General features: G+C 65.4%; 17 protein-coding genes. 13 read left to right on the forward strand and 4 right to left on the reverse strand.

Annotated elements, in window-relative coordinates; all coding sequences use genetic code 11:
• The first annotated feature begins 25 nt into the window (after window positions 1–25).
• From ATJ78_RS04990 to ATJ78_RS05015, 6 genes are all read left to right on the forward strand, one after another.
• Window positions 26–2,596, forward strand: a complete 2,571-nt coding sequence (locus ATJ78_RS04990) for a beta-glucosidase family protein (RefSeq protein WP_245836211.1) — start codon at window positions 26–28, stop codon at window positions 2,594–2,596.
• 41 nt (window positions 2,597–2,637) lie between these two features.
• Window positions 2,638–4,296 (forward strand): ABC transporter substrate-binding protein, encoded by a 1,659-nt coding sequence (locus ATJ78_RS04995; protein ID WP_245836212.1) that lies wholly within the window; start codon window positions 2,638–2,640, stop codon window positions 4,294–4,296.
• Between the two features lie 61 nt (window positions 4,297–4,357).
• Window positions 4,358–5,407, forward strand: coding sequence for an ABC transporter ATP-binding protein (locus ATJ78_RS05000; RefSeq protein ID WP_211288428.1), 1,050 nt, complete (start codon window positions 4,358–4,360; stop codon window positions 5,405–5,407).
• Window positions 5,404–6,384, forward strand: coding sequence for an ABC transporter permease (locus tag ATJ78_RS05005; RefSeq protein ID WP_098406595.1), 981 nt, complete (start codon window positions 5,404–5,406; stop codon window positions 6,382–6,384). The genes ATJ78_RS05000 and ATJ78_RS05005 overlap by 4 nt, the downstream gene beginning before the upstream one ends.
• 2 nt (window positions 6,385–6,386) lie before the next feature.
• Entirely contained in the window at window positions 6,387–7,508 is a 1,122-nt protein-coding gene (locus tag ATJ78_RS05010) for an ABC transporter permease (protein WP_098406596.1), read from the forward strand.
• Complete coding sequence (locus tag ATJ78_RS05015) at window positions 7,505–8,623, forward strand: ABC transporter ATP-binding protein (protein ID WP_211288429.1); 1,119 nt, start codon at window positions 7,505–7,507, stop codon at window positions 8,621–8,623. Before ATJ78_RS05010 ends, ATJ78_RS05015 begins: the two co-directional genes overlap by 4 nt.
• Window positions 8,624–8,636: 13 nt before the next feature.
• Here ATJ78_RS05015 and ATJ78_RS05020 read toward each other — a convergent pair whose 3' ends face one another.
• The 4 genes from ATJ78_RS05020 to ATJ78_RS05035 all read right to left on the reverse strand — a co-directional run bounded on the left by ATJ78_RS05020 (window position 8,637) and on the right by ATJ78_RS05035 (window position 13,694).
• Window positions 8,637–10,907, reverse strand: coding sequence for a heavy metal translocating P-type ATPase (locus ATJ78_RS05020; protein ID WP_098406597.1), 2,271 nt, complete (start codon window positions 10,905–10,907; stop codon window positions 8,637–8,639).
• 37 nt (window positions 10,908–10,944) lie between these two features.
• On the reverse strand, window positions 10,945–11,148 hold the full coding sequence (locus ATJ78_RS05025; RefSeq protein ID WP_098406598.1) for a heavy-metal-associated domain-containing protein: 204 nt from the start codon (window positions 11,146–11,148) through the stop codon (window positions 10,945–10,947).
• Window positions 11,149–11,398: 250 nt separating this feature from the next.
• Window positions 11,399–12,811 (reverse strand): xylulokinase, encoded by a 1,413-nt coding sequence (locus ATJ78_RS05030; protein WP_098406599.1) that lies wholly within the window; start codon window positions 12,809–12,811, stop codon window positions 11,399–11,401.
• A 121-nt stretch (window positions 12,812–12,932) separates the two neighbouring features.
• Complete coding sequence (locus ATJ78_RS05035) at window positions 12,933–13,694, reverse strand: DeoR/GlpR family DNA-binding transcription regulator (protein WP_098406600.1); 762 nt, start codon at window positions 13,692–13,694, stop codon at window positions 12,933–12,935.
• A 198-nt stretch (window positions 13,695–13,892) separates the two neighbouring features.
• Between ATJ78_RS05035 and ATJ78_RS05040 the strand changes: the two genes are divergently transcribed.
• The 7 genes from ATJ78_RS05040 (at window position 13,893) to ATJ78_RS05070 (ending at window position 22,139) form a co-directional block, all read left to right on the forward strand.
• Window positions 13,893–15,257: an ABC transporter substrate-binding protein gene (locus tag ATJ78_RS05040; protein WP_098406601.1), complete on the forward strand. Its 1,365-nt coding sequence runs from the start codon at window positions 13,893–13,895 to the stop codon at window positions 15,255–15,257.
• A gap of 85 nt (window positions 15,258–15,342) precedes the next feature.
• Complete coding sequence (locus ATJ78_RS05045; protein ID WP_098406602.1) at window positions 15,343–16,302, forward strand: carbohydrate ABC transporter permease; 960 nt, start codon at window positions 15,343–15,345, stop codon at window positions 16,300–16,302.
• Complete coding sequence (locus ATJ78_RS05050) at window positions 16,302–17,174, forward strand: carbohydrate ABC transporter permease (RefSeq protein WP_098406603.1); 873 nt, start codon at window positions 16,302–16,304, stop codon at window positions 17,172–17,174. Before ATJ78_RS05045 ends, ATJ78_RS05050 begins: the two co-directional genes overlap by 1 nt.
• A gap of 37 nt (window positions 17,175–17,211) precedes the next feature.
• The gene (locus ATJ78_RS05055; protein ID WP_098406604.1) at window positions 17,212–18,021 is read left to right on the forward strand and encodes a DeoR/GlpR family DNA-binding transcription regulator; all 810 of its coding nucleotides are present in this window, start codon (window positions 17,212–17,214) and stop codon (window positions 18,019–18,021) included.
• Complete coding sequence (locus tag ATJ78_RS05060) at window positions 18,018–19,508, forward strand: mannitol dehydrogenase family protein (protein ID WP_098406605.1); 1,491 nt, start codon at window positions 18,018–18,020, stop codon at window positions 19,506–19,508. The genes ATJ78_RS05055 and ATJ78_RS05060 overlap by 4 nt, the downstream gene beginning before the upstream one ends.
• Before the next feature lie 39 nt (window positions 19,509–19,547).
• Window positions 19,548–20,399, forward strand: a complete 852-nt coding sequence (locus ATJ78_RS05065; protein ID WP_245836213.1) for a metallophosphoesterase family protein — start codon at window positions 19,548–19,550, stop codon at window positions 20,397–20,399.
• 138 nt (window positions 20,400–20,537) lie between these two features.
• Window positions 20,538–22,139: a PTS sugar transporter gene (locus ATJ78_RS05070; protein ID WP_098406607.1), complete on the forward strand. Its 1,602-nt coding sequence runs from the start codon at window positions 20,538–20,540 to the stop codon at window positions 22,137–22,139.
• The last annotated feature ends 27 nt before the right edge of the window (window positions 22,140–22,166 follow it).

A 22,166-nucleotide genomic window follows, 5' to 3' on the forward strand; every position in this document is an offset into this window, starting at 1 on the left:
GTCGATTCCTCAGAGCGGAGTGAACGTGGGCACTGCCACCGTGGCGAGCGAGCAGCCGAATGCAGAGCCGAGCGCCGTCGTCCATGACGGACAAGCGGCAATCGGTGCCGACCAGGAGCTGCGCCAGCGCATTCGCGCTGTGCCTCTCGAGAGCCGCGTCCGGCTGCTCACGGGAGCGACGCCGTGGGCGCTGCACGCACTTCCCGAACTCAGCATCGGCACCATGATCGTCTCTGACGGCCCGATCGGCGTGCGCGGCGTCGACGAGGAGCTCACCTCCTCGGCGCAGCTGCCCAGCCCATCGGCTCTTGCCGCCACGTGGAGCCCGCGCCTCGCTGCAGAGCTCGGCGCCCTCGTCGCTCGCGAGGCACAGCGAAAGAACATCGATGTCGTGCTCGCTCCCGTCGTCAACCTGCAGCGCACTCCCGTCGGCGGGCGCCACTTCGAGTGCCTCTCTGAGGACCCGCTGCTGACCACGGCGATCGCGTCTCCGTACGTCGCCGCGATGCAGCGCGGGGGAGTCGGCGCGTGCATCAAGCACTTCGTCGGCAATGAATCCGAGACCGACCGCACGAGCTACATCGCGCGCATCGACGAGCGCACCCTTCGCGAGGTCTATCTCGCGCCATTCGAAACGCTCGTGCGCGAGGGCGCCTGGAGCGTCATGGCGGCCTACAACCGCGTCGATGACGGCGCCGAGACGAACCTCGCGACCGAGCACACGCATCTGCTCACCGACGTGCTCAAGGGTGAATGGGGTTTCGACGGAGTCGTGGTGAGTGACTGGCTCGCGACCCGGTCAACGGTCGAGAGCGCCAACGCGGGACTCGACCTCGTCATGCCGGGGCCCGGTGGTCCGTGGGAGCAGAATCTGCTCGACGCCGTGCGCGACGGGCGCGTGAGCGAAGATGTGATCGACGAGAAGGTCGAGAGGATGCTGCGGCTCGCCGAGCGCGTCGGAGCGATCGGACGCGGTGCCTCGATTCCGCCGGGCGTTGACGTGCCCCGCGGTGACGTCGACCCCGACACACCCGTCAGCGACGAGACGCGCGCGCTTCTGCGCGACGCCGTCGCCCGCTCGATGGTCGTGCTGCGAAACGATGGTGTGCTGCCGCTCGATCCCACGGCGTCGCAGCGCATCGCCCTCATCGGTCCCAACGCTGTCGATCCGTTCGTGCAGGGCGGCGGCAGCGCGTTCGTGCACGCGCCGTACGAGTCGCGCCCCGTCGACGCGCTGCGCGCCGCGTTCCCGAACGCTGAGGTCAGCCTCTCGCGAGGCGGTTCCGCGCGAGCACACGCTCCGGGCATCGACCCGTCTCTCGTGGAGACACCCGACGGTGAACCCGGCTACGAGCTCACGCTGCTCGACAGCGCCGGCTCTCCTCTCAACGACCCGGTCGTCGTTCCCGGTGACGAAGCGTGGAACCGCCACGTCGACGATCGTGCGCGCAGCGCCCTCGTTCGCGCACGGGTGCGCCTCACAGCAGGAACGCACCGCATCGATCTCGGCACGTGCGGCGCTCACAGCATCCGGTTCAATGGCCAGCGTGTCTCGCAGTCCGAGCATCTCGCGGGTTCCGAGGTGATCCTCAACTCGAGCGCCAACAATCCCGACGGTCCTGCGCGCATGTTCTCGAACGACGAGCCGTTCACCGTCAGCATCGAGGCTCGACTGCAGGTCGTCGACGCCGACGGTTACGGCACGTTCGTGCGCTTCGCCCTGCGCCACGAGCCCGACGCCCTCACGCTCGACCAGGAGATTGCGGATGCTGTCGCCGCAGCCGAGAACTCGGACGTCGCCGTCGTGATCGTCGGCACAAACGAAGAAACGGAGTCGGAGGGGTGGGATCGCGAGAACATCGACCTGCCCGGCCGGCAAGATGACCTCGTGCGGGCCGTCGCCGCGACGGGAACGCCGACCGTTGTCGTCGTCAACGCGGGCGCGCCCGTGGTGCTGCCGTGGATCGACGAGGTCTCGGCTGTGCTCTGGTGGTGGCTGCCAGGGCAAGAGGGCGGCAATGGTCTCGCCGACGCGCTCGCCGGGCGAACCGAGCCCGCGGGTCGGCTGCCGTGGACGCTGCCCGCCAGGCTCGAGGATTGCCCCGTTCCCCACGCGGTCCCGCACGACGGCTCCGTCGACTACGTCGAAGGCGTTCACGTCGGATACCGCGGCTGGCTTGCCGGCGACGCCGCACCCGCACGAGAGTTCGGTTTCGGCCTCGGGTACGGAGCGTGGCGGTATCTCGACGTGCGCGAGGTGGCTGCCGCAGACGGGAACGTGCATCTCGAGGTCGACATCGAGAACGTCGGCCAGCGGGAGTCGACCGAGACGGTTCAGGTCTACATCGAGGATGCCACGGGCGACCGGTCGCGACCCGTGCGGTGGCTCGGGGGCTTCGCCCAGACGCAGCTCGCCGCGGGAGAGTCAGCGACCGTCGAGGTCGTGCTGCCGCGCCGCGCGTTTGAGATCTGGGACGTCGAGAACAGGACCTGGCTGCGCCCGGCGGTGCCCTACCGCATCCGTGCAGGCCGATCGAGCGCCGACCTGCCACTCGGACTCATGCTTGCCAGCTCACACGACCCAACACAGAGATGACCCCACCGCCCGTTCGGGCGCTATGTGCAAGGAGGCACACCGTGAAGAAAGGAATGATGGCGAAACTCGCCGTCGGGGCGGCAGCGTTCGCCCTGGTACTCACCGGCTGCAGCGGATCAGGAGGCGACGACGGGGGAGGCGCGAAGCATCCCCTCACGATCGGCATGCCGAACGGTCCGCAGACCGACAACAACAACCCGTTCATCGCTACCTCAGCGGCAGCCAGCCTCGGGTACACGTGGCTCATGTACGAGCCGCTCGCCCAGTGGAACCCGACGGATCCGGCGACGGAACCCGAACCATGGCTCGCCGAGTCATGGGAATGGAACGACGACTACACGTCCGTGAGCATCACGCCGCGCGATGACGTCACGTGGTCTGACGGCGAGAAGATGACGGTCGACGATGTCGCGTTCACGTTCAATCTCATCAAGGACACCGAGGGCTTCAACGCGAACGCCATTTCGTATAAAGACGTCACCGTCGATGGCGACGCGGTCACGCTGACGTTCGAATCGTCGCAGCTGCTCAACAAGACGAAGGTGCTCGGAACGTTCATCGTGCCCGAGCACGTCTGGTCGAAGATGGACGATCCGACGAAAGACACGAACCAAGACCCCGTGGGAACGGGCCCGTACACGCTCAAGTCGTGGACGCAGCAGGTCATCACGTTCGAGCCGAACGAGGACTACTGGGGAGGGACTCCTCCGGTTCCGGAGATTCAGTACACCTCGTACACCGACAACAACGCTCAGCTGACCGCCCTGCTGTCGGGCTCTGCGCAGTGGAGCTACGTGTTCATTCCCGACATGGAGAAGACCTACCTGTCGAAGTCTGAGACCAACAACGCCTACATGCCGACGGGCCTCGGAATCGACGCGCTCTTCCTCAACACACAGGAGGCACCGTTCAACAACGTCGCCATGCGCCAGGCGACGAACATGGTCATCGACCGTGAGGCCGTGCACACCCAGGGATACTCCGGGTTCAAGGGACTCGTCGACACCGTGACGGGACTCCCGTCGCCCGCGGGTGACGCGTTCACGGCCGAGCAGTACAAGGGCAAGACCGTCGAGGTCGACGTCGAGGGCGCCAAGGCGGTTCTCGAAGAAGCCGGCTACACGTGGAACTCCGACGATAAGCTCATCGACCCTGACGGCAACCAGGTGACGGTGGAGTTCATCGACCCCGCCGGCTGGTCCGACTACCTCGCGAGCCTGCAGATCATGGCCGACAACCTCTCGGAGATCGGCGTTGACGCGACCGTCGAGACGCCGACCGTCGACGCGTGGACGAGTGCGCTCGCCGAGGGAGACTTCCAGGCATCGCTGCACTGGACGAACACGGGCGCGACGCCGTGGGACATCTACTCGAACATCATGGACGGCGCGCAGCTCAAGCCGATTGGCGAGGCAGCGTCGTGGAACTTCGGACGCTTCGAGAACGACGAGGTAACGAAGCTCCTCGCAGACTACGCGGTCACGCCAGACGAGGCAGCGCGTCAGAAGATGATGGATCGCATTCAGGAGATCTTCGTCGAAGAGGTGCCGGCCATTCCGATGGCAGCGGGCCCGATCGGTGCGCAGTACAGCACGAAGTACTGGACGGGCTTTCCGAGCGAAGACGACCCGTACGCCGTGCCACAGCCGACGCAGCCGAGCATCTCGAAGATCGTGATGAACCTCACACCGGCGAAGTAAACGACACCGGGGCGGGTTCGCGCCCGCCCCGGACGTCTCCCACGTTAGGAAGGCACTCACCGTGAGCTCCCACTCTCACCACGGCGACACCGGTCGCACGTCAGAGACACCGCTGCTCGCCGCACGCGAGCTGACGAAGCACTTTCCCGTGAAGGGCCCGAGCCGCCGCGTCGTGCACGCCGTCGACGGCGTCGATCTCGACCTTCACGCGGGCGAGGTCGTCGCGCTCGTCGGCGAATCCGGATCGGGCAAGTCGACCGTGGCCCGCCTGCTCGCCAAGCTCATGCCGCACACGTCTGGGGAGGTGCTGCTCGAGGGCGATCCGGTCACCTCCCGGTTCGGGCGCAGATTTCGCGCGTACTGCCGGCGCGTGCAGATGATCCTGCAAGACCCGTTCGCCTCGCTCAACCCCATTCACCGGGTGCGATACGTGCTCACGCGGTCGCTCAGCATCCACCGTGGCCGCATGTCGCGTGACGAGCGAGAGAGGATGCTGTTCGAGCTGCTCGAACGGGTCGACCTCACTCCTCCCGAACGCTACCTCGAGAAATTTCCCCACGAGCTCTCAGGCGGGCAGCGGCAACGCGTCGCCATCGCCCGCGCGCTCGGTGCCGACCCCGAGGTGCTTCTCGCAGACGAGCCCGTGTCGATGCTCGACGTGTCGATCCGCATCGGTGTGCTCAATCTGCTGCGCGACCTCAAAGACCGCTTCAATCTCGCGGTGCTGTACATCACGCACGACATCGCCTCCGCGCGGTACTTCGCCGACCGAACAGTCGTCATGTACGCCGGGCAGATCGTCGAGCGCGGCCCGAGCGAGGCCGTGACACAGCATCCTCGTCACCCCTACACGCAGCTGCTCATCGCGTCTGCTCCCGACGCCGACCGGCTCGAGGAACTCGAGAAGACGGAGGCGCAGGGCGAACCACCGAGTCTCATCGCGCCGCCGAGCGGCTGCCGCTTCAACCCGCGCTGCCCATTCGCCATGGAACGCTGCCGCACCGAAGCCCCGCCCATGTTCGCCGGTGACGACGGCAACGAGGCGGCCTGCTGGCTCTACGCCGACGACGCGAAGGCACAACGTGAAGCAGCATTCGGAGCGAAGGCATGACGTACTTTCTGCGCCGGCTCGGCTTCTACCTCTTCACCGCGTGGGCGGCGATCACCCTCAACTTCTTCATTCCGCGGATGCTGCCTGGCGACCCCGTGCAATCACTCATCAACAAGTTTCAGGGGCGGCTCAACACGGATGCTGTCGAGTCGCTGTACGTGCTCTTCGGCCTCGACGAGAACCGCACGGTGTGGCAAGACTACGTCGCCTATCTGAACAACCTGTTCCACGGCGACCTTGGCATCTCGTTCACCTACTTTCCGACGCCCGTGAGCCAGATTCTCGGGCAGTCGCTGCCGTGGACCATCGCACTGGTCGGCCTCTCGACGGTCATCGGGTTCGTGCTGGGCACGCTCGCGGGCGTCGGTCTCGGCTGGCGCCGCGGCACCTGGGCCGACAACCTGCTACCGATCGCCAACTTCTTCTCGGCGATTCCGTACTTCTGGCTCGGCATCATCGCGATCGCCGTGTTCGCTGTCGCCTGGCCGATGTTCCCCGCTGCGGGAGGCTACGACCCGGGAACGCTGCCCGGATGGAACATGGAGTTCATCGGCGGGGCGATCTACCACGGCATCCTTCCCGCTCTGACCATCATCATCAGCTCAATCTCCGGGTGGATCCTCGGCATGCGCAACATGATGGTCACGGTGTCGAGCGAGGACTACGTGACCGTGGCGCAGGCCAAGGGGCTCCCCGAGCGCAAGGTCATGTTCGGCTACGCGGCACGCAACGCCGTGCTGCCGAGCATCTCGGGGTTCGCGCTTTCGCTTGGCTTCATCGTCGGCGGCACGCTCGTTGCCGAGATGGTGTTCAGCTATCCGGGCATCGGCTACATGCTGTTCCAGGCGATCGGATCGAAGGACTACCCGCTCATGCAGGGCGCCTTCCTGGTCGTGACCATCTCGGTGCTCGTCGCGAGCATGCTCGCCGACTTCGTCTACGCGTTCCTTGACCCGCGCACGAGAGTGGAGGGCTGATCATGTCCGTTCAAGCAGACCCCATCGGACTCAGTGAGGTGGAGCCCGAGAAGAAGCAGCGCTCTCGCGGCACGCGCAGCCTCGGCATCCTGCGTAACCGCAAAGCACTCATCGGGCTCATCATGCTCGCCTTCTTTCTCGTGCTCGCCGTGATCGGTCCATGGATCGCGCCGCACGACCCGAACGCCGTGACGCAAGACTCGCTTCAGCCGCCGAGTGCTGACCATTGGCTCGGCACGACGAACACCGGGCAGGACATCTTCTCGCAGCTGCTCGTCGGCACGCGCGGCGTCATGCTCGTCGGGCTCCTCGCGGGTGTGCTCGCCACTATGATCTCCGTGATCGTCGGTGTCACGGCGGGCTTTCTCGGCGGCATCGGCGACGAGCTGCTCTCACTGCTCTCGAATGTGTTTCTCATCATTCCGGCGCTGCCGCTCATCATCATCGTCGCGGCCCTCGTGCCGTCGGCGGGTGGCGTGACGATCGCCCTCATCATTGCGCTCACCGGGTGGGCGTGGGGCTCGCGCGTTCTTCGAGCGCAGACGCTCTCGCTGCGCAAGCGCGACTTCGTCGAGGCGGCGCGGGCGAACGGTGAGCCGATGTGGCGCATCATCTTCTTCGAGATCATGCCCAACCTCACGGCGATCATCGCCTCTGGCTTCATCGGCACGGCGATCTTCGCGATCCTCTCCGAGGTGACGCTCGCGTTCATCGGCGTCACGAGCATTTCGGAGTGGAACTGGGGAACGATCCTGTTCTGGGCGCAGTCGAGCCAGGCGCTCGTGCTCGGGGCGTGGTGGTGGTTCGTTCCGGCGGGGTTGTGCATCGCGGCCGTCGGAACGTCGCTCACGCTCATCAACTTCGGCATCGACGAGTTCGTCAACCCGCGGCTGCGCAACACGGCGGCGTCCGCGTCGCTGCTGCGCAAGAAGGGAATCAGGGCGCGCATCGGCTTCACTCCTGTGTATCGGGGCGGCGGCTCGCAGCATCCGGAGCCTTCTCGTGCTCGCGGAACCGATGTCGAAAGCGGCGACCAGGCCAGGACGGATGCTGCAGGTTCCGGTCCCTCGAGCGACACTGCCCATTCAGGCCGAACGACGAACACCGAGGAGGTCACCGCGTGACCATCACAACCCCACCGCGCACGCAGACGGAGCCGCTGCTCGAGATTCGCGACCTCTCGGTCGACTATGGGTACGACGAGAACGCCGTGACCGCGCTGTCGAACGTCAACCTCACGCTGCATCGGGGTGAGATTCTCGGTCTGGCAGGCGAGAGTGGATGCGGCAAGTCGACGCTCGCCTACGCGGCGACGCGGCTGCTGCCACCGCCCGGCGTGATCACGGGAGGGGAGGTGATGTTCACGAGTTCGCGTGGTGGTGGATCGGGCGACCTGCTGCGCATGAGCGACAAGCAGCTTCGGGCGCAACGATGGCGAGACACCGCGATCGTATTTCAGGGTTCGATGAACGCGCTCAACCCCGTGTACCGTGTGGGCAAGCAGCTCATGGACGGCATTGCAGCGCACGAGAAGATACCGCGCAAGGCCATGCGCGAGCGAGCGGCCGAGCTGCTGACAATGGTGGGAATCTCTGCCGATCGGCTCGACAGCTACCCGCACCAGCTCTCGGGCGGCATGCGGCAGCGCGTGATGATCGCGATGGCGCTGGCCCTCGAGCCGGAGCTCGTGATCATGGACGAACCGACGACGGCGCTCGACGTCGTGATGCAACGGCAGATCGTCGAGCAGATCATCGAGCTGAAAGATGAGCTCGGGTTCTCGGTGATCTTCATCACGCACGATGTGTCGCTGCTGATCGAGCTGGCCGACCGCATTGCGATCATGTACGCGGGCGAGATTGTCGAAGACGCCGGGAGTCGTGAGGTGTACCACGAGCCGCGGCACCCGTACACGGCGGGATTGCTGCACTCATTTCCGCCGCTGCGCGGGCCGAAGCGCGAGCTCGGAGGCATTCCAGGGTCGCCGCCCGATCTGCTGTCGTTGCCGAGTGGATGCCGGTTTCGCACTCGTTGCCCGTACGCGTTCGGTGCGTGTGCGCGCGTTGTGCCGCAGTTGGGAGACACCCTTTATGGCGACGATGAAGCGCACCGTGGTGTCGCGTGCCACCTGCATGACGCCACGATTGACGGACCGTCGGTGCCGCCGGAGCTTGCCGTGCGGCCGGAGGGAAGGACGCTGTTGGGCGTCAATCCGCGCGAGAGCGGGAAGATCTCCTGACGCTGCCGCCGCCTCAGCTGAGGGCCCTAAAGCGGCGCAGCAAAAGGCTGTTCGACACCACGAAGACCGATGAGAACGCCATCGCCGCACCCGCGAACATCGGGTTCAGCAAACCGGCCGCCGCCAACGGCAACGCCGCGACGTTGTACGCGAACGCCCAGAACAGGTTGCCCTTGATCGTGCCGAGAGTGCGGCGTGACAGCCGCACGGCGTCGGCGGCAGCTCGCAGGTCCCCGCGAACGAGCGTGATATCGGATGCTTCGATCGCGACATCCGTTCCCGTGCCCATCGACAGTCCCAGATCGGCCTGCGCCAGCGCAGCAGCATCATTGACGCCGTCACCCACCATCGCTACACGCTTGCCCTCGCCCTGCAACCGCGTGATCACAGCGACCTTCTCTGCGGGCAACACCTCGGCGATCACATTCTCACTGTCGACGCCGACGGCCTCTGCGACTGACCGCGCAACGGTCTCGTTGTCTCCGGTCAGCAGCACGGGGGTCAGCCCCAGCGAACGCAACCGCGCAATCGCCTCGGCAGAGGTCGGCTTGATCGCGTCAGCGACAATGAGGATGCCGCGGGCGGCGCCATCCCAGCCCACGGCGACCGCTGTCTGGCCCGACGCGGCCGCAGCATCCATCGCCGATTCGAGTTCTGGTGTGAGAGGCTGCGACCAATCGGCGAGCAGGCGAGGTCGACCTACCAGAACCGCATGGCTCGACTCGCCGTCGGTAACGACGCCCTGAACGCCCAGGCCCTCGACGTTCGTGAAGTCTTCGACACGAGGGAGCGTGCCCGTGCGTTCGGCAGCTGTCGCGATGGCGCGTGCAATGGGGTGCTCCGATGCATCTTCGAGTGCTCCGGCCAGGCGGAGTACCTCGGCTTCATCAACTCCATCTGCGGCGACCACGTCGACGAGCGTCATCTGACCCGACGTGACCGTGCCGGTCTTGTCGAGAACGATCGTGTCGACTCGACGGCTCGTCTCGAGAACCTCGGGCCCTTTGATCAGGATGCCGAGCTGCGCGCCGCGACCTGTCCCCACCATGAGCGCCGTCGGCGTTGCAAGACCGAGCGCGCACGGGCAGGCGATGATCAGCACGGCGACCGCGGCGGTGAATGCCGCGGCAATGCCATCACCGAAGAACGCCCAGAATCCGAACGTCGCGAGGGCGAGCACGATGACGATCGGCACGAAGATGCCCGAGATCGTGTCGGCGAGCCGCTGCGCTTGCGCCTTGCCGTTTTGTGCCTCTTCGACCATCGTGGCCATCTGCGCAAGCTGCGTGTCGGAGCCGACGCGAGTGGCCTCGACAACAAGCCTGCCACCGGCGTTCACTGTGGCACCAATCACCGCATCGCCGGGTCTGGCCTCGACCGGGACGGATTCGCCCGTGACCATGGACGCATCAACGGCAGACGTGCCCTCGACAATGGTTCCGTCCGTCGCGATCTTCTCGCCCGGGCGCACGACGAAGCGGTCACCGACGACGAGAGAGTCGACGCTGACGAGCTGCTCGTGGCCGTTCCGCAGCACCGAAACGTTCTTGGCTCCGAGCTCGAGCAGAGCGCGCAGCGCATCTCCGGCTCGACGTTTCGACCGCGCCTCGAAATATCGACCGAGGAGGATGAACGTGATGACCCCCGCACCGACCTCGAGATAGATGTTTGCTTCCCCATCGGAACGAGCGATCGTGAACTCGAATGCGTGCGTCATGCCCGGCATTCCCGCCGAGCCGAAGAACAGTGCGTACAGCGACCACAGGAACGCTGCTCCTGTTCCCATCGACACAAGCGTGTCCATCGTGGCGGCGCCGTGCTTGAGGTTCGTCCACGTCGCCTTGTGGAACGGATAGCCACCCCACACGATCACCGGCGCAGCGAGTGTCAGCGACAGCCACTGCCACGAGGTGAACTGCAACGGCGGAATCATCGCCATCGCAATCACGGGAATGCTCAGCACGGCCGAGATGATGACGCGATTGCGCAGCGCCCGAACGGGATCGCGCGTTTCGCCGCCTGCCGCCTCATCGTCGCCCCGAGGCGTCGGCAACTGCGCTGTGTAGCCGGCCTGCTCTACCACTGTCACGAGAGACGACCGCTCGACATCGTCGCTGTAGGTGACCGTGGCCTTCTCCGTCGCATAGTTGACGGTGGCCGTCACGCCGTCGAGCTTGTTCAGCTTGCGCTCGATGCGGTTCGCGCACGACGCGCAGGTCATACCGCCGATGGCGAGCTCGACCTCCCGAGCCGTCGGGGCTGATGTCTGCGGGTGAGTCTTCATCTCATGTCCTCGTGCGTCGACGTCCGGTGCCTCGGTATCAGGCCAGCTGGTAGCCGGCCTCTTCGACGGCGGCTCTCACGCCCTCGGCGCAGACGGGCTGGTCAGCGGACACCGTGAGCCGGCCGCTCGCCAAATCGACGTCGACGCTCCTCACTCCGGCGACCTCGCTCACCTCTTCGCTCACCGACCGCACACAGTGTTCGCACGTCATTCCCGTGACGGTGAAGTCAGTGGTTGTCATTGTCGAGCTCCTCCTCTTTCGATCCTATACCGTTACCGGGTGGGGGTATGTTTAGACGAACACCACGCTATACCCCCGCGGGGTATCCGTGCAAGCGGGTGACAGGGCCCATCCGGCCGGTCCGGGCGCGCACAACGGGCTTCGCGGTGCGCGCACGGAGCGGCGCAGCCGACGCGAGTGGCGGGAAGAGCGTCAGTCGATACGGCACGCGCACGGAGTGGCGCAGCCGACGAGAGTGGTGAGAAGAGCGTTAGTCGAGACGGCGCGCGTCGTACTGCTGCATGATCACAGGACGGTAGTCGGATGCCGGTTGTGCAGCGACCTCGACGGGCCACGTCGGACGTTCACCCTGCAGCGCCCACGTCGCCTGCCGCGCGGCTCCGTCGGCAACGTACTCGCCAGGCGTCGGCACGACGATCGGACGACGAAACACCTGGGAGGCGATGGTCTGCACAGCCGCGTTCTGCGCGGCTCCGCCCACGAGAAGCAGGCGCTTGGCGGTAACGCCGTGCCGCTCGACGGCGTCGACACCTGCGGCGAGAGCGCACAGCATCCCCTCGACTGCGGCCCGTGCCAGGGTGGGTCGCGTCGTTGAGGCCATCGTCATGCCGAACAGGCTCGCCGTGGCATCGGGGAGATTCGGCGTGCGCTCGCCCTCGAAGTATGGCTGCAGTACAAGACCGTTCGACCCGGGCTCCGCCTGCAGCGACAGCTCGGCCAGCTCGGCATGGCCCACATCGAGCAGTCGAGCGATCGTGTCGAGCACACGGGCCGCGTTGAGCGTCGCGACGAGCGGGAGAAAGCGACCGCCCGCATCGGCGAACCCGGCGACTGTGCCGCTGGCATCGATCACGGGGTCGGGAGTGACGGCGAACACGGTTCCGCTCGTGCCGATCGAGATCACGACGTCGCCGACTCCGGCATCGAGCCCGAGCGCTGCGGCCGCATTGTCGCCGGCGCCGGCGCCGACAACGGTGTTTCTGAAGTCACCGGCGCCGATCCCTGCGCGTTCGTGAGGTGCGAGAACGCGCGGCAGAACGGCGTCGTGCCCGAGCGCGAGCGCAAGAAGCTCGTGGTCGTGGGTGCCTGTCGTCGGAGACCAGTAGGCCGTTCCCGAAGCATCCGATCGATCAGTCGTGAGCTCATCGAGATCGGGGCCGAAATCGCTCGACGCCCGTGGCCCGAAGCCGCGCATTCGCCACGTCAGCCAGTCGTGCGGAAGGGCGACCGCGGCAACACGCTTGGCGTTCTCGGGTTCTGCGTCGCGCAGCCATCGCAGCTTCGTCGCCGTGAACGATGCCACGGGCACGACGCCCGTGCGCGCGGCATACGCCGCTGGTCCGCCGACCTCATCGATGAGGGCGAGCGCCTGCGGAGCGCTGCGCGTGTCGTTCCAGAGCAACGCGTCACGCACGACGTCCCCGTCAGCATCCAGGGCAACCATGCCGTGCTGCTGCGCGGCAACGCTCACCGACGACACGTCGTCGAGCCCGCCGGCGTCAGAGACCGCCGCGTGCAGAGCGCGCATCCACGCTTCGGGGTCGACTTCGGTTCCGTCGGGGTGCGGGGCGCGGCCGCGGCGAATCACGGCGCCTGTCTCTGCTTCGCGTACGACGACCTTGCAGCTCTGGGTTGACGAATCGATGCCGGCGACGAGCGTCATTGCACACCTTTCACTGCGAGTACAGGGGCCACGGGCGCGGGGGAGCAGCCCGTGACCTGAATGGGCGCGAGCGCTGCTCGCATGCTCCAGTCTGCCAAATGTTCGCGTCGCTCGTCTTCGCTCACACCGCGACGAGCTCGGGGCCGGCCGTGTGCAGGGCATCCGCGGTTTCGCGGTCGATTCTGCTGTCGGTGATGATCATGTCGAGTTCTGCCAGATCCGCGACGTGGCAGAACGAGGTCACGCCGATCTTGCTCGCTGTGATCGTCAGCACACGTCGCTTGGCCGAAAGCAGCATCGCGCGCTTGACCTCCGCCTCGTCGGGGACGGTCGTTGTGACGCCCGCCGTGGCGGTGAGCCCGTTCGATCCGAGCAGTACGAGATCGACGTTGAGCGTGCTGAGCCGCTGGCGGGTCCATTCGTCGACGGCGCCCTGGCTGATCGTGCGCACACGTCCGGGCAGCGCCATAACGGACACATTCGGGCGTTGGCGCAACACAGGGATCGCGGGGAGGTTGTTGGTCACGACAATGATCGAGGCATCGGGAAACACGGATGCTGTCACCAGCGCGAGCGACCCGGAATCGAGAAGCACGACACCGTCTCGGGGGAGCTCTTCGACGGCACGGAGCGCAATGCGGCGCTTCTCATCGGCCTCCTCGGCTTGCCGCTTCGCGAGTGAGAGCTCAAACGGCATCCCGTGCGCCAGCTTTGCTCCGCCGTGAGTGCGCACGATGACGCCTTGGCGCTCGAGCACGGCAAGATCGCGGCGAATCGTCTCGGTCGTGACGCCCAGATCGTTGCTCAGGGCGGCAACGGAGAGCACGCCATCGTGCTCGTGCACGGCCGCGACGATCGCGGACTGTCGTTCGGCTGGGTACATCGGGGCTCCCTTGCTGCGGTGTGCTCGCCTTATCGTGACGATTCAACTCTAAATCAACAAAAGGCCACAGAAAACGGGCACATATGGTTACAATAGCGTCACGAACCAACATTACTGGTTGCTTAAACACACATATTCGGACGAATCTGAGTGTGCGTCGCGAAAGCGGCGAGTCGACGATGACGAAAGGCAATAACGATGACGAAGTCGAATCTTCGCGGAAGGCGGTGGCTCTCCCTGGCCGCCGTCGCCTCGGCCGGCGTAATGCTCGCCGGCTGTTCGGGTGCCGGAGGCGGTGCAGGTGGCGGTGGAGGAGAGACGGTGACGCTCACTCTCGCCACGGTGAACAACCCGCAGATGAAGGACATGGAGCAGTTGAAGGGGAAGTTCGAAGAGAGCCACCCCGACATCAAGGTCAAGTTCATTCAGATGGAGGAGAACGACCTTCGGGACGCCGTGACCAAAGACGTCGCGACGAAAGGCGGTCAATACGACATCGTGACTGTCGGCAGCTACGAAGTGCCGATCTGGGGCCAGAACGAATGGCTCACAAACCTCAACGACTATACGACGGAAGACAGCGACTACGACGTCGACGACATTCTGAAGCCGGTACGCCAGGCCCTGACCGTCGACGACAGCCTGTACGCCGTTCCGTTTTACGGCGAATCCTCGTTCCTCATGTACAACAAGCAGATCCTCGCCGACGCGGGACTCGAGGTTCCCGAGCACCCCACGTGGCAGCAGGTCGCCGACATGGCGCGTCAGGTGAACAACGATGAGCACGCGGGAATCTGCCTGCGTGGCAAGCCTGGCTGGGGCGAGCTCTTCGCTCCGCTCACCACGGTCGTTCAGACGTTCGGCGGCAACTGGTTCGACGAGGACTGGAACGCGACCGTGGATTCTCCGGAATTCACCGAAGCCGTGCAGTTCTACACGGATCTCGTGAAGGATGCCGGTGAGTCCGACCCGGTCTCGTTCGGGTTCACCGAGTGCCTCAACCTGTTCTCGCAGGGCAAGGCGGCGTTCTGGTACGACGCGACGAGCGCCGCAGGTTCGCTCGAGTCCGAAGACCTCAGCGAGGTTGCCGGAAACGTCGGGTACGTGCACGCTCCGACCGTCGAGACGGAAGAGTCCGGCTGGCTCTGGTCGTGGAACCTCGCGATTCCCGAGACATCCAAGAAGAAGGATGCCGCGTGGGAGTTCGTGAGCTGGGCGACGAGCAAGGACTACATGAAGCTCGTCGGTGAGGAGCTCGGCTGGAGCCGCGTTCCCCCGGGCTCGCGCGCCTCGACGTACGAGATCCCGGAGTATCAGGATGCAGCTGGAGCATTCGCCGGCATCACGAAAGACATCATGCTGGCCGTTGACCCGAAGCAGCCGGGTGTGAACCCGCAGCCGTGGGTCGGCATTCAGTACGTCACGATCCCAGAGTTCCAAGACCTGGGCAATCAGGTGTCGCAGAAGATCGCCGATGTGTTCGCGGGCAGGTCCTCTGTTGAGGAAGCCCTCTCTGCCGGTCAGGCGCTCGCCGAGAAGGCCGGCGCCGCTCAGAAGGAATAGCGCGCCAGGCGCTGGCCGCCCGGCCCGTTCGAGCTGATCGGACGGGCCAGGCGGCCCCCCCATCGACTTCGCGAGAAAGACGACAATGACTGCGACAGCGATCCGGCCCGGACGGGTCGAGAACGACGGCGAGGTAAAACCTCAGCGCACCAAGCCGGTGCTCACACGGCGAGAGCGCAAGGGACTGCGACTGGCACGAGCCCTCGTATGGCCAGCGCTCGCCGCCGCCATCATCATCACCCAGATTCCGTTTCTCGTCACGATCTACTACTCGTTCCAACAATGGAACCTGCTGAGGCCAGGCGACCAGAAATTCGTCTGGTTCGACAACTACGTCACGGTGCTCACGAACGGGGCGTTCGTGAGCTCGCTGCGGGCGACCGTGGTCATCGTGGGCGCGAGCGTGCTCATTTCGCTCGTCTTCGGCATGGTTCTCGCGCTTCTGCTCGACCGCAAGTTCATGGGGCAGGGCCTCGCGCGCACGCTGCTCATCACCCCATTCCTCATGATGCCCGCCGCGGCATCGCTCATCTGGAAATGGTCGATGCTCGACTCCAATGTCGGCATGGTCAACTGGGCGCTGGGGCTCATCGGCATCGACCCGGTCGCGTGGAACACCGATGTTCCGATCCTCACGATCATCATGGTGCTCACGTGGCAATACACGCCGTTCATGATGCTCATTCTTCTCGCGGGGCTGCAGAGCCAGCCGCAGGACGTGCTCGAAGCAGCATCCGTTGACGGTGCCGGGCCGATTCGCACATTCTTCTCGATGACGCTTCCGCACATGCGGCAATACATGGAGCTGTCGATTCTGCTCGGAACGATTCTTCTGCTGCAGGTCTTCGACCCGATCGCGATCATGACGCGCGGGACGGGCGGAACGAAGACGCTCTCGTACCTGCTGTACGAGCGGGCATTCGTGGGGCTTGAGATCGGCGAGGCTGCCGCGTATGGCGTGCTGACCGTGCTGCTCACGATCATCGTCGCCATGGTGGCGCTACGGTCGCTCTTCAAGATCTTCAAGACGGAAGGAACGCGCTGATGGCGTCGACAATGCTGCTCACGACCGGGCGTTCAACGACCCGGCGCACGAAGCCCATGCGCAAACGCGCCGGCTCCGCGGCACTCACCTTCATCACGTGGGTGCTCACCGTCGGCATGTTCTTTCCAATCGCGTGGATGGTGTTCACGGCGTTCAAGACCGAGAAGGCCGCGGCAACCAACCCGCCGACGTTCATCACGCAGCTGACACTCGAGAACTTCGAGGCCGTCTTCGACCGCGGATTTCTCGTGTACCTCACCAACTCGTTCACGGCGAGTGTCGTCTCGACGCTCATCGTCATGGTTCTGGCCATTCCGGCGGCGTACGGGCTCTCGGTGCGACCGCTCATCCGCTCGACAGACGCGCTGTTCTTCTTCATCTCGACGAAGTTCATGCCTCTCGCCGCGATCGTGATCCCGATCTACCTCCTGCTGCAGAACATGGGTCTGCTCGACAACATCTCGGCCCTCTCGATTCTGTACGTCGGCATGAACCTGCCGCTCGCCATCTGGATGATGCGCTCGTTCCTCAGTGAGGTGCCCGGCGAGATCATCGAGGCGGCACAGGTCGACGGCGCGAGCTTCTGGACCGAACTCGTGCGCATCGTGATGCCGATCGTCGCTCCGGGCATGGCCGCGGCAGCGCTCATCTGCTTCATCTTCGCGTGGAACGAGTACTTTCTCGCGAACCTGCTCACGTCAACTGTCGCGCGCACGACTCCGCCGTTCCTCGGCAGCTTCGTCTCGGGTCGCGGGCAGTTTCTCGCGGTGCTCTCCGCCGCAGCCACGCTGGCCGTTCTGCCCGTGGTCATAGCAGGATGGATTGCTCAGAAGCGGCTCGTGCGCGGACTGGCCATGGGAGCCATCAAATGACGGCGCGTCGCTGGCCCCGACGTTGGAAGGAGCACGCATGATACTCGCGCCGGCTCCCGGGCTCCCCGTCGAGCAGAGGCACGCTGTGATTCTGTCGCTCCTCGAGCGTGACAAGCGGGTGGAAGTCTCTGACCTTGCTGAGGCGTTCGCCGTTGCTGAAGAGACGATACGGCGCGACCTGCGCACGCTCGAGCAGGGCGGGCGGCTGACGAGAGCGCACGGCGGAGCGATCCTGCAGACGTCCCTCGTCGACGATTTTCCGGCGCTCACAGGGGCCACAGCACCGCAGCTCGATCTCGCGCGTGCTGCCCTCGCGTACGTTCCCGAGGTGGGGAGCATCTTCATCGACTCGGGCGAGGCATGTCAGTCGCTCGCGGCGATGCTTCCCGATACCGCTGGACTGCAGGTTGTCACCAACGCCGTTCCCGTCGCGCTCTCAGCAAGCCGCAAAGAGCACGTCGCGGTCTACAACCTCGGTGGCGCTGTTGGCGACGACGGTGAGCAATCGGGTCAGTGGACGCGAGAGGCGCTCGCGAGCGTGCGCGTCGACGTCGCGTTTCTGTCGTGCACGGGAGTCGATGCGGCGGGCAGCCTGACAGCATCCACCCCTCGTGCCGCTGCCATCAAACGTGCAGCTTTCGACGCGGCAACCACACGAGTCGCGCTCGTGCACGGCGACCATCCCGCGAACGGCCTCGTGACGTTCGCGACGCTGAGCGATTTCACGGCAGTCTTCGCCGACCCTCCGCTTTCTGCCGCCGTTGAAAGCACGATCCGCGAGGCAGGCATCGACTTCAGGGCCATCGATACACGCACGACGAAGCAAGAGGAAGAAGGACCTTCATGACCACCCAGATCGCGACACAGCTGAGCGCGGCCTCGCTTGAGGCGCTCTCGGGGGTCGCCGTTCCCTCATACGATCGCAGTCGCGTCACCGCCGGGATCGTGCACTTCGGCGTCGGCGGGTTTCACCGCGCTCACCAGGCGAAAGTCATCGACGACCTGCTCTCGCAAGGGGTCGCCGACGACTGGGGAATCTGCGGTGTTGGCGTTATGCCGAGTGATAAGCGCATGCGCGACGTTCTTGAGGCGCAGGACCACCTCTACACGCTCGTCGAGAAGCACGCAGACGGCGAGCTGACGGCGCGCGTGATCGGGTCGATCGTCGACTACCTCTACGCACCAGACGATCCGGAGGCCGTGATTGAGCGCATGGCCGATCCCAGCATCCGCATCGTGTCGCTCACCGTCACCGAGGGCGGGTACAACATCAATCAGGTGACGGGAGAGTTTCAGCTCGACGATGCGCGGGTCGCTCATGATCTGACATCGGATGCTCCCGAGACGGTGTTCGGGCTCGTCGTCGAGGCGCTGCGCAGACGTCGCGACCGAGGAATCACGCCGTTCACAGTGATGTCGTGCGACAACCTGCAGAACAACGGCGAGGTCGCACGGCACGCGTTCACAGCGTTCGCGCACGCGAAGGATGCTGATCTCGCGGCGTGGATCGACGACAACGTGCTGTTCCCGAACAGCATGGTCGACCGCATCACTCCCGTCACGACCGACGCGGACCGCGCCGAGATCGCACGGCAGTTCGGCATAGACGACGCTTGGCCTGTCGTGTGCGAGCCGTTCTTCCAATGGGTGCTGCAAGATCGATTCACCGACGGGCGGCCGCCGTACCAGGATGCTGGCGTCGAGGTCGTCGACGACGTCGAGCCGTACGAGTTCATCAAGCTTCGTCTACTCAACTCGAGTCACCAGGGTCTCTGCTACTTCGGCTATCTCATGGGTTACCGCTACGCGCACGATGCGACGCAGGATCCGCTCATCTCGGAGTTCCTGCTCGCGTACATGAATATCGACGCGACGCCCACGCTCAAGCCCGTGCCCGGACTCGACATCGAGACCTACAAGCCGCAGCTGATCGAGCGGTTCTCCAACCCGGGAATTCGCGACACCGTCGCGCGACTGTGTGCCGAGTCGTCAGATCGCATTCCCAAGTGGCTGCTTCCCGTTGTGCGCGACCAGCTTGCGATGCCGGAGCCTCACGTGCAGTTCGCTGCCGCGATCGTGGCCAGCTGGGCGCGCTACGCCGAGGGCGTCGACGAGCAGGGTGAGCCTATCGACGTCGTCGACCGGCTGAAAGAGCGGGTCATGGCGGCGGCGCAGCGTTACCCCGACGACAAGCACGGCTTTCTGCGCGACGAGGAGCTCTTCGGCAACCTCGTCGACGAGCCCGTGTTCGTCGAGGCATACGATCGCGTGCTGTCATCGCTGCAGGAGGTCGGCGCACGAGAGACACTACGGATGCTGCTGGCCGCCGCGTAGCGCCCGCAGAACGTCGGGCGCTCGTCGTAGGGTGTTCGCGTGACTGAAACGCGAAGCCTCGAGGAGCGACCCGTGCGGGTGCTGCACGTCTCTGACACACATCTGTACGGCGACGACTCGCTGCACTACGGCATCGTCGACACGCACGCGGCTCTCGTGCGAACGCTCGAGCGCGCCGAGACCATTGAGGGTGTCGACGTCGTCGTGCTGAGCGGCGATCTCTCCGACGATATGACGGTTCGCTCATACGAACGTCTGCGCGACCTCGTCGGCCCGTGGGCGGCGCGGCACGACGCCGAGGTCGTCTACGCCATGGGCAACCACGACAGCGCTGCGGAGTTCGAGCAGGTTCTCGGGCCGCGCACTCGCGTGGTCGACGTTCGGGGTGTGCGCGTCATCACCCTCGACTCCGCCGTTCCGCACGCGGGCTACGGGCATGTCGGCGATGAGCAGCTGCGGATGCTGCGAGACGCGCTCGCGACAGCATCCGGCCCTTCACTCGTCGTCGTGCACCACCCGCCGACGCCCGCGTACGGGCCTCTGCTTGCCGCGCTCGAGCTGCAGAACGCGCGCGAGGTGCTTGATGTGTGCGCTGCCGGGGGAGCGACGGCCGTGCTGAGCGGTCACTACCACCACAGCCTCGTCGCGCACGAGCGGGGCATTCCGGTGATCGTCGCACCCGGCGTCGCGAACACCTCAGACGCGTGCCCGCCCGCGGGGCATGAGCGCTCGACGATCGGCTCGGGGTTCGCGATTGTCGATGTTCCCGCGAAGGGTGAACCGACAACGACGTTCTTCACGGCACCGTCTGAGCAGGACGGCACTGAGATCTTCAATCTCGATGCTGACGAGGTGGCGCAGATCGCTCGTGTGGCGGGTGTTACTGCCTGACCGGCACGCGACGGTGCGTCTCGTGTGACGTATGACGTCGTTCGTGCGGCGTGGACAATGCCGGAATCGCATGCTCGTGTCACACTATCTGGGTTGCTGATGTTCACCGACTACTGATGTTCACTGAGAGGAACCGTCGTGTCCACGCCTGAGGAGCCCCAGCCCGGACGCACAATCGCGCTGCTGGGCAGCAGCGGTGGCAATCTGCGCAGCCACGGCGGCGACGACCCGGACCGTCTGCTGCGAGATGTCGTGAGGCAGGCGGATGCTGCGGGCTTCAGCATCGCCGCGGCACAGTTCGTCGCGGCCGAGTCCTCGATGGAGCAGGCGTCGTGCGATACTCCAGCCTCGCTCTGGAGTCTTGTCGACGGCACGCCCACGGTGGTCATGCGAGGGACTCTTTCTGAGGTGAACACGGCAGCACGAGAAATGGATGCTGCGATCGCCAATCAGGTCGTCGCGGGCGAGATCGACGGGCTCATTCTCATGAGCGCCGATCCCGACGACACGAATGAGCGCACCATGGTCGCCGCTGCCGCAAGTGAGATTCCGGCAGCGGGAACGGGTGGCACCTCTATTGCGGCCGCACAGAAGCTCGGCGTGCGCCTCGTCGCGGCTTCGGGAACAACGGGGACGACGAGCACCACGCGCGCCGTTTCGTACATCTCAGGTCTCGCGCGCTACTGGGGCACGAGCTACCGGCCGTCGCTCGGCGGGGGCTCATCGAACGCGAGTGCGGCGCCCGAATCAGCGTGGCGGCGCATCAGCATCCGCGGCATCATGGTCGGCAGCATCCCCGCCTTCATCGCGCTCGCCCTCGTACTCGCGCTGAGCCAGATTCCCTGGCTGTCCGGTCTGACTCCCGTGTTCGACGCTCTCATCGCGGGCCTTCCGATCGTGGTCTCCGCCGTGGCCGCGCGCAAGATCTCGGGTCTCGGTGAGGTCGGCCTCGTCGCGGGCGCCGTCGCGGGCATTCTGGCGACCGAGGGCGGGCTTCTCGGCGGCCTCGTCTCAGGAATTCTCGCGGGACTGCTCAGCGCGTGGTTGCTCAAATGGACGCTGTCGCACAGCTTTCCCGCGACGACCGCGAACATCGTCACGGGAGCGGTCGCGGGTCTTGTGCCCGGTCTGCTCGTGTACTTCGCGCTCGCGCCGGTCACGGACGCGCTGGGTCTCGGGGTGAAGTCGGGGATCGAGTGGGCGGTCGGCGTCAATCCGGCACTTGCCGGAGCGATCGCCGGGCTCGTGATCTGGCCGGCGATCATCGGCGGCGTCTACCACTCGGTGATCCTTCCACTCGTGCTTCTCGAAATGGGCGAGAAGGGCTACAGCTTCTTCGGCGCGATCGACATGGTTTCGCTCGTCATGGTCTCGCTCGGCATCACTCTGGCCAACGTGATTGTGCCCCGCTCAAGCGGAGAGCGTGCGCTCGCGGGCTCGGGCGTCGCCGTCAACTTCTTCTTCGGAACGTTCGTCGAAGCGTCGTATCCGTTTATGTTCGGCGATAAGAAGGTGTTCGCGATTGCGCTGATCGCTGCCACGGGCGGCGGTGTCGTGGTCGGACTCACGGGCGCTGAAGCGACCGCTTACCTTCCCGCCGTCGTCGCGCCGTTCGTCTCGACGACAGCGCTCGGCATGACACTCTCGATGGCCGTCGCGTTCGGCATCGCTTTCGTGCTGACGTTGCTCGCCGGGCTGGCGTATCGCCGGGCTCGCGGTCGTGCAGCAGTCGCGGCCTGATGGTGACGCTGTTTTGCGCGTCGATCC

The organism is Paramicrobacterium agarici (genome assembly GCF_002563955.1).
GTDB classification, from domain to species: Bacteria; Actinomycetota; Actinomycetes; order Actinomycetales; family Microbacteriaceae; genus Paramicrobacterium; species Paramicrobacterium agarici.

Bases quoted from the DNA above. Each gene is read 5' to 3' on its own strand.
- ATJ78_RS05010 (WP_098406596.1), top strand. From the start codon at position 6,387: ATGTCCGTTCAAGCAGACCCCATCGGACTCAGTGAGGTGGAGCCCGAG.
- ATJ78_RS05025 (WP_098406598.1), bottom strand. From the start codon at position 11,148: ATGACAACCACTGACTTCACCGTCACGGGAATGACGTGCGAACACTGT.
- ATJ78_RS05060 (WP_098406605.1), top strand. From the start codon at position 18,018: ATGACCACCCAGATCGCGACACAGCTGAGCGCGGCCTCGCTTGAGGCG.
- ATJ78_RS05005 (WP_098406595.1), top strand. From the start codon at position 5,404: ATGACGTACTTTCTGCGCCGGCTCGGCTTCTACCTCTTCACCGCGTGG.
- ATJ78_RS05040 (WP_098406601.1), top strand. From the start codon at position 13,893: ATGACGAAGTCGAATCTTCGCGGAAGGCGGTGGCTCTCCCTGGCCGCC.
- ATJ78_RS05055 (WP_098406604.1), top strand. From the start codon at position 17,212: ATGATACTCGCGCCGGCTCCCGGGCTCCCCGTCGAGCAGAGGCACGCT.
- ATJ78_RS05020 (WP_098406597.1), bottom strand. From the start codon at position 10,907: ATGAAGACTCACCCGCAGACATCAGCCCCGACGGCTCGGGAGGTCGAG.
- ATJ78_RS05050 (WP_098406603.1), top strand. From the start codon at position 16,302: ATGGCGTCGACAATGCTGCTCACGACCGGGCGTTCAACGACCCGGCGC.
- ATJ78_RS05035 (WP_098406600.1), bottom strand. From the start codon at position 13,694: ATGTACCCAGCCGAACGACAGTCCGCGATCGTCGCGGCCGTGCACGAG.
- ATJ78_RS05045 (WP_098406602.1), top strand. From the start codon at position 15,343: ATGACTGCGACAGCGATCCGGCCCGGACGGGTCGAGAACGACGGCGAG.
- ATJ78_RS05030 (WP_098406599.1), bottom strand. From the start codon at position 12,811: ATGACGCTCGTCGCCGGCATCGATTCGTCAACCCAGAGCTGCAAGGTC.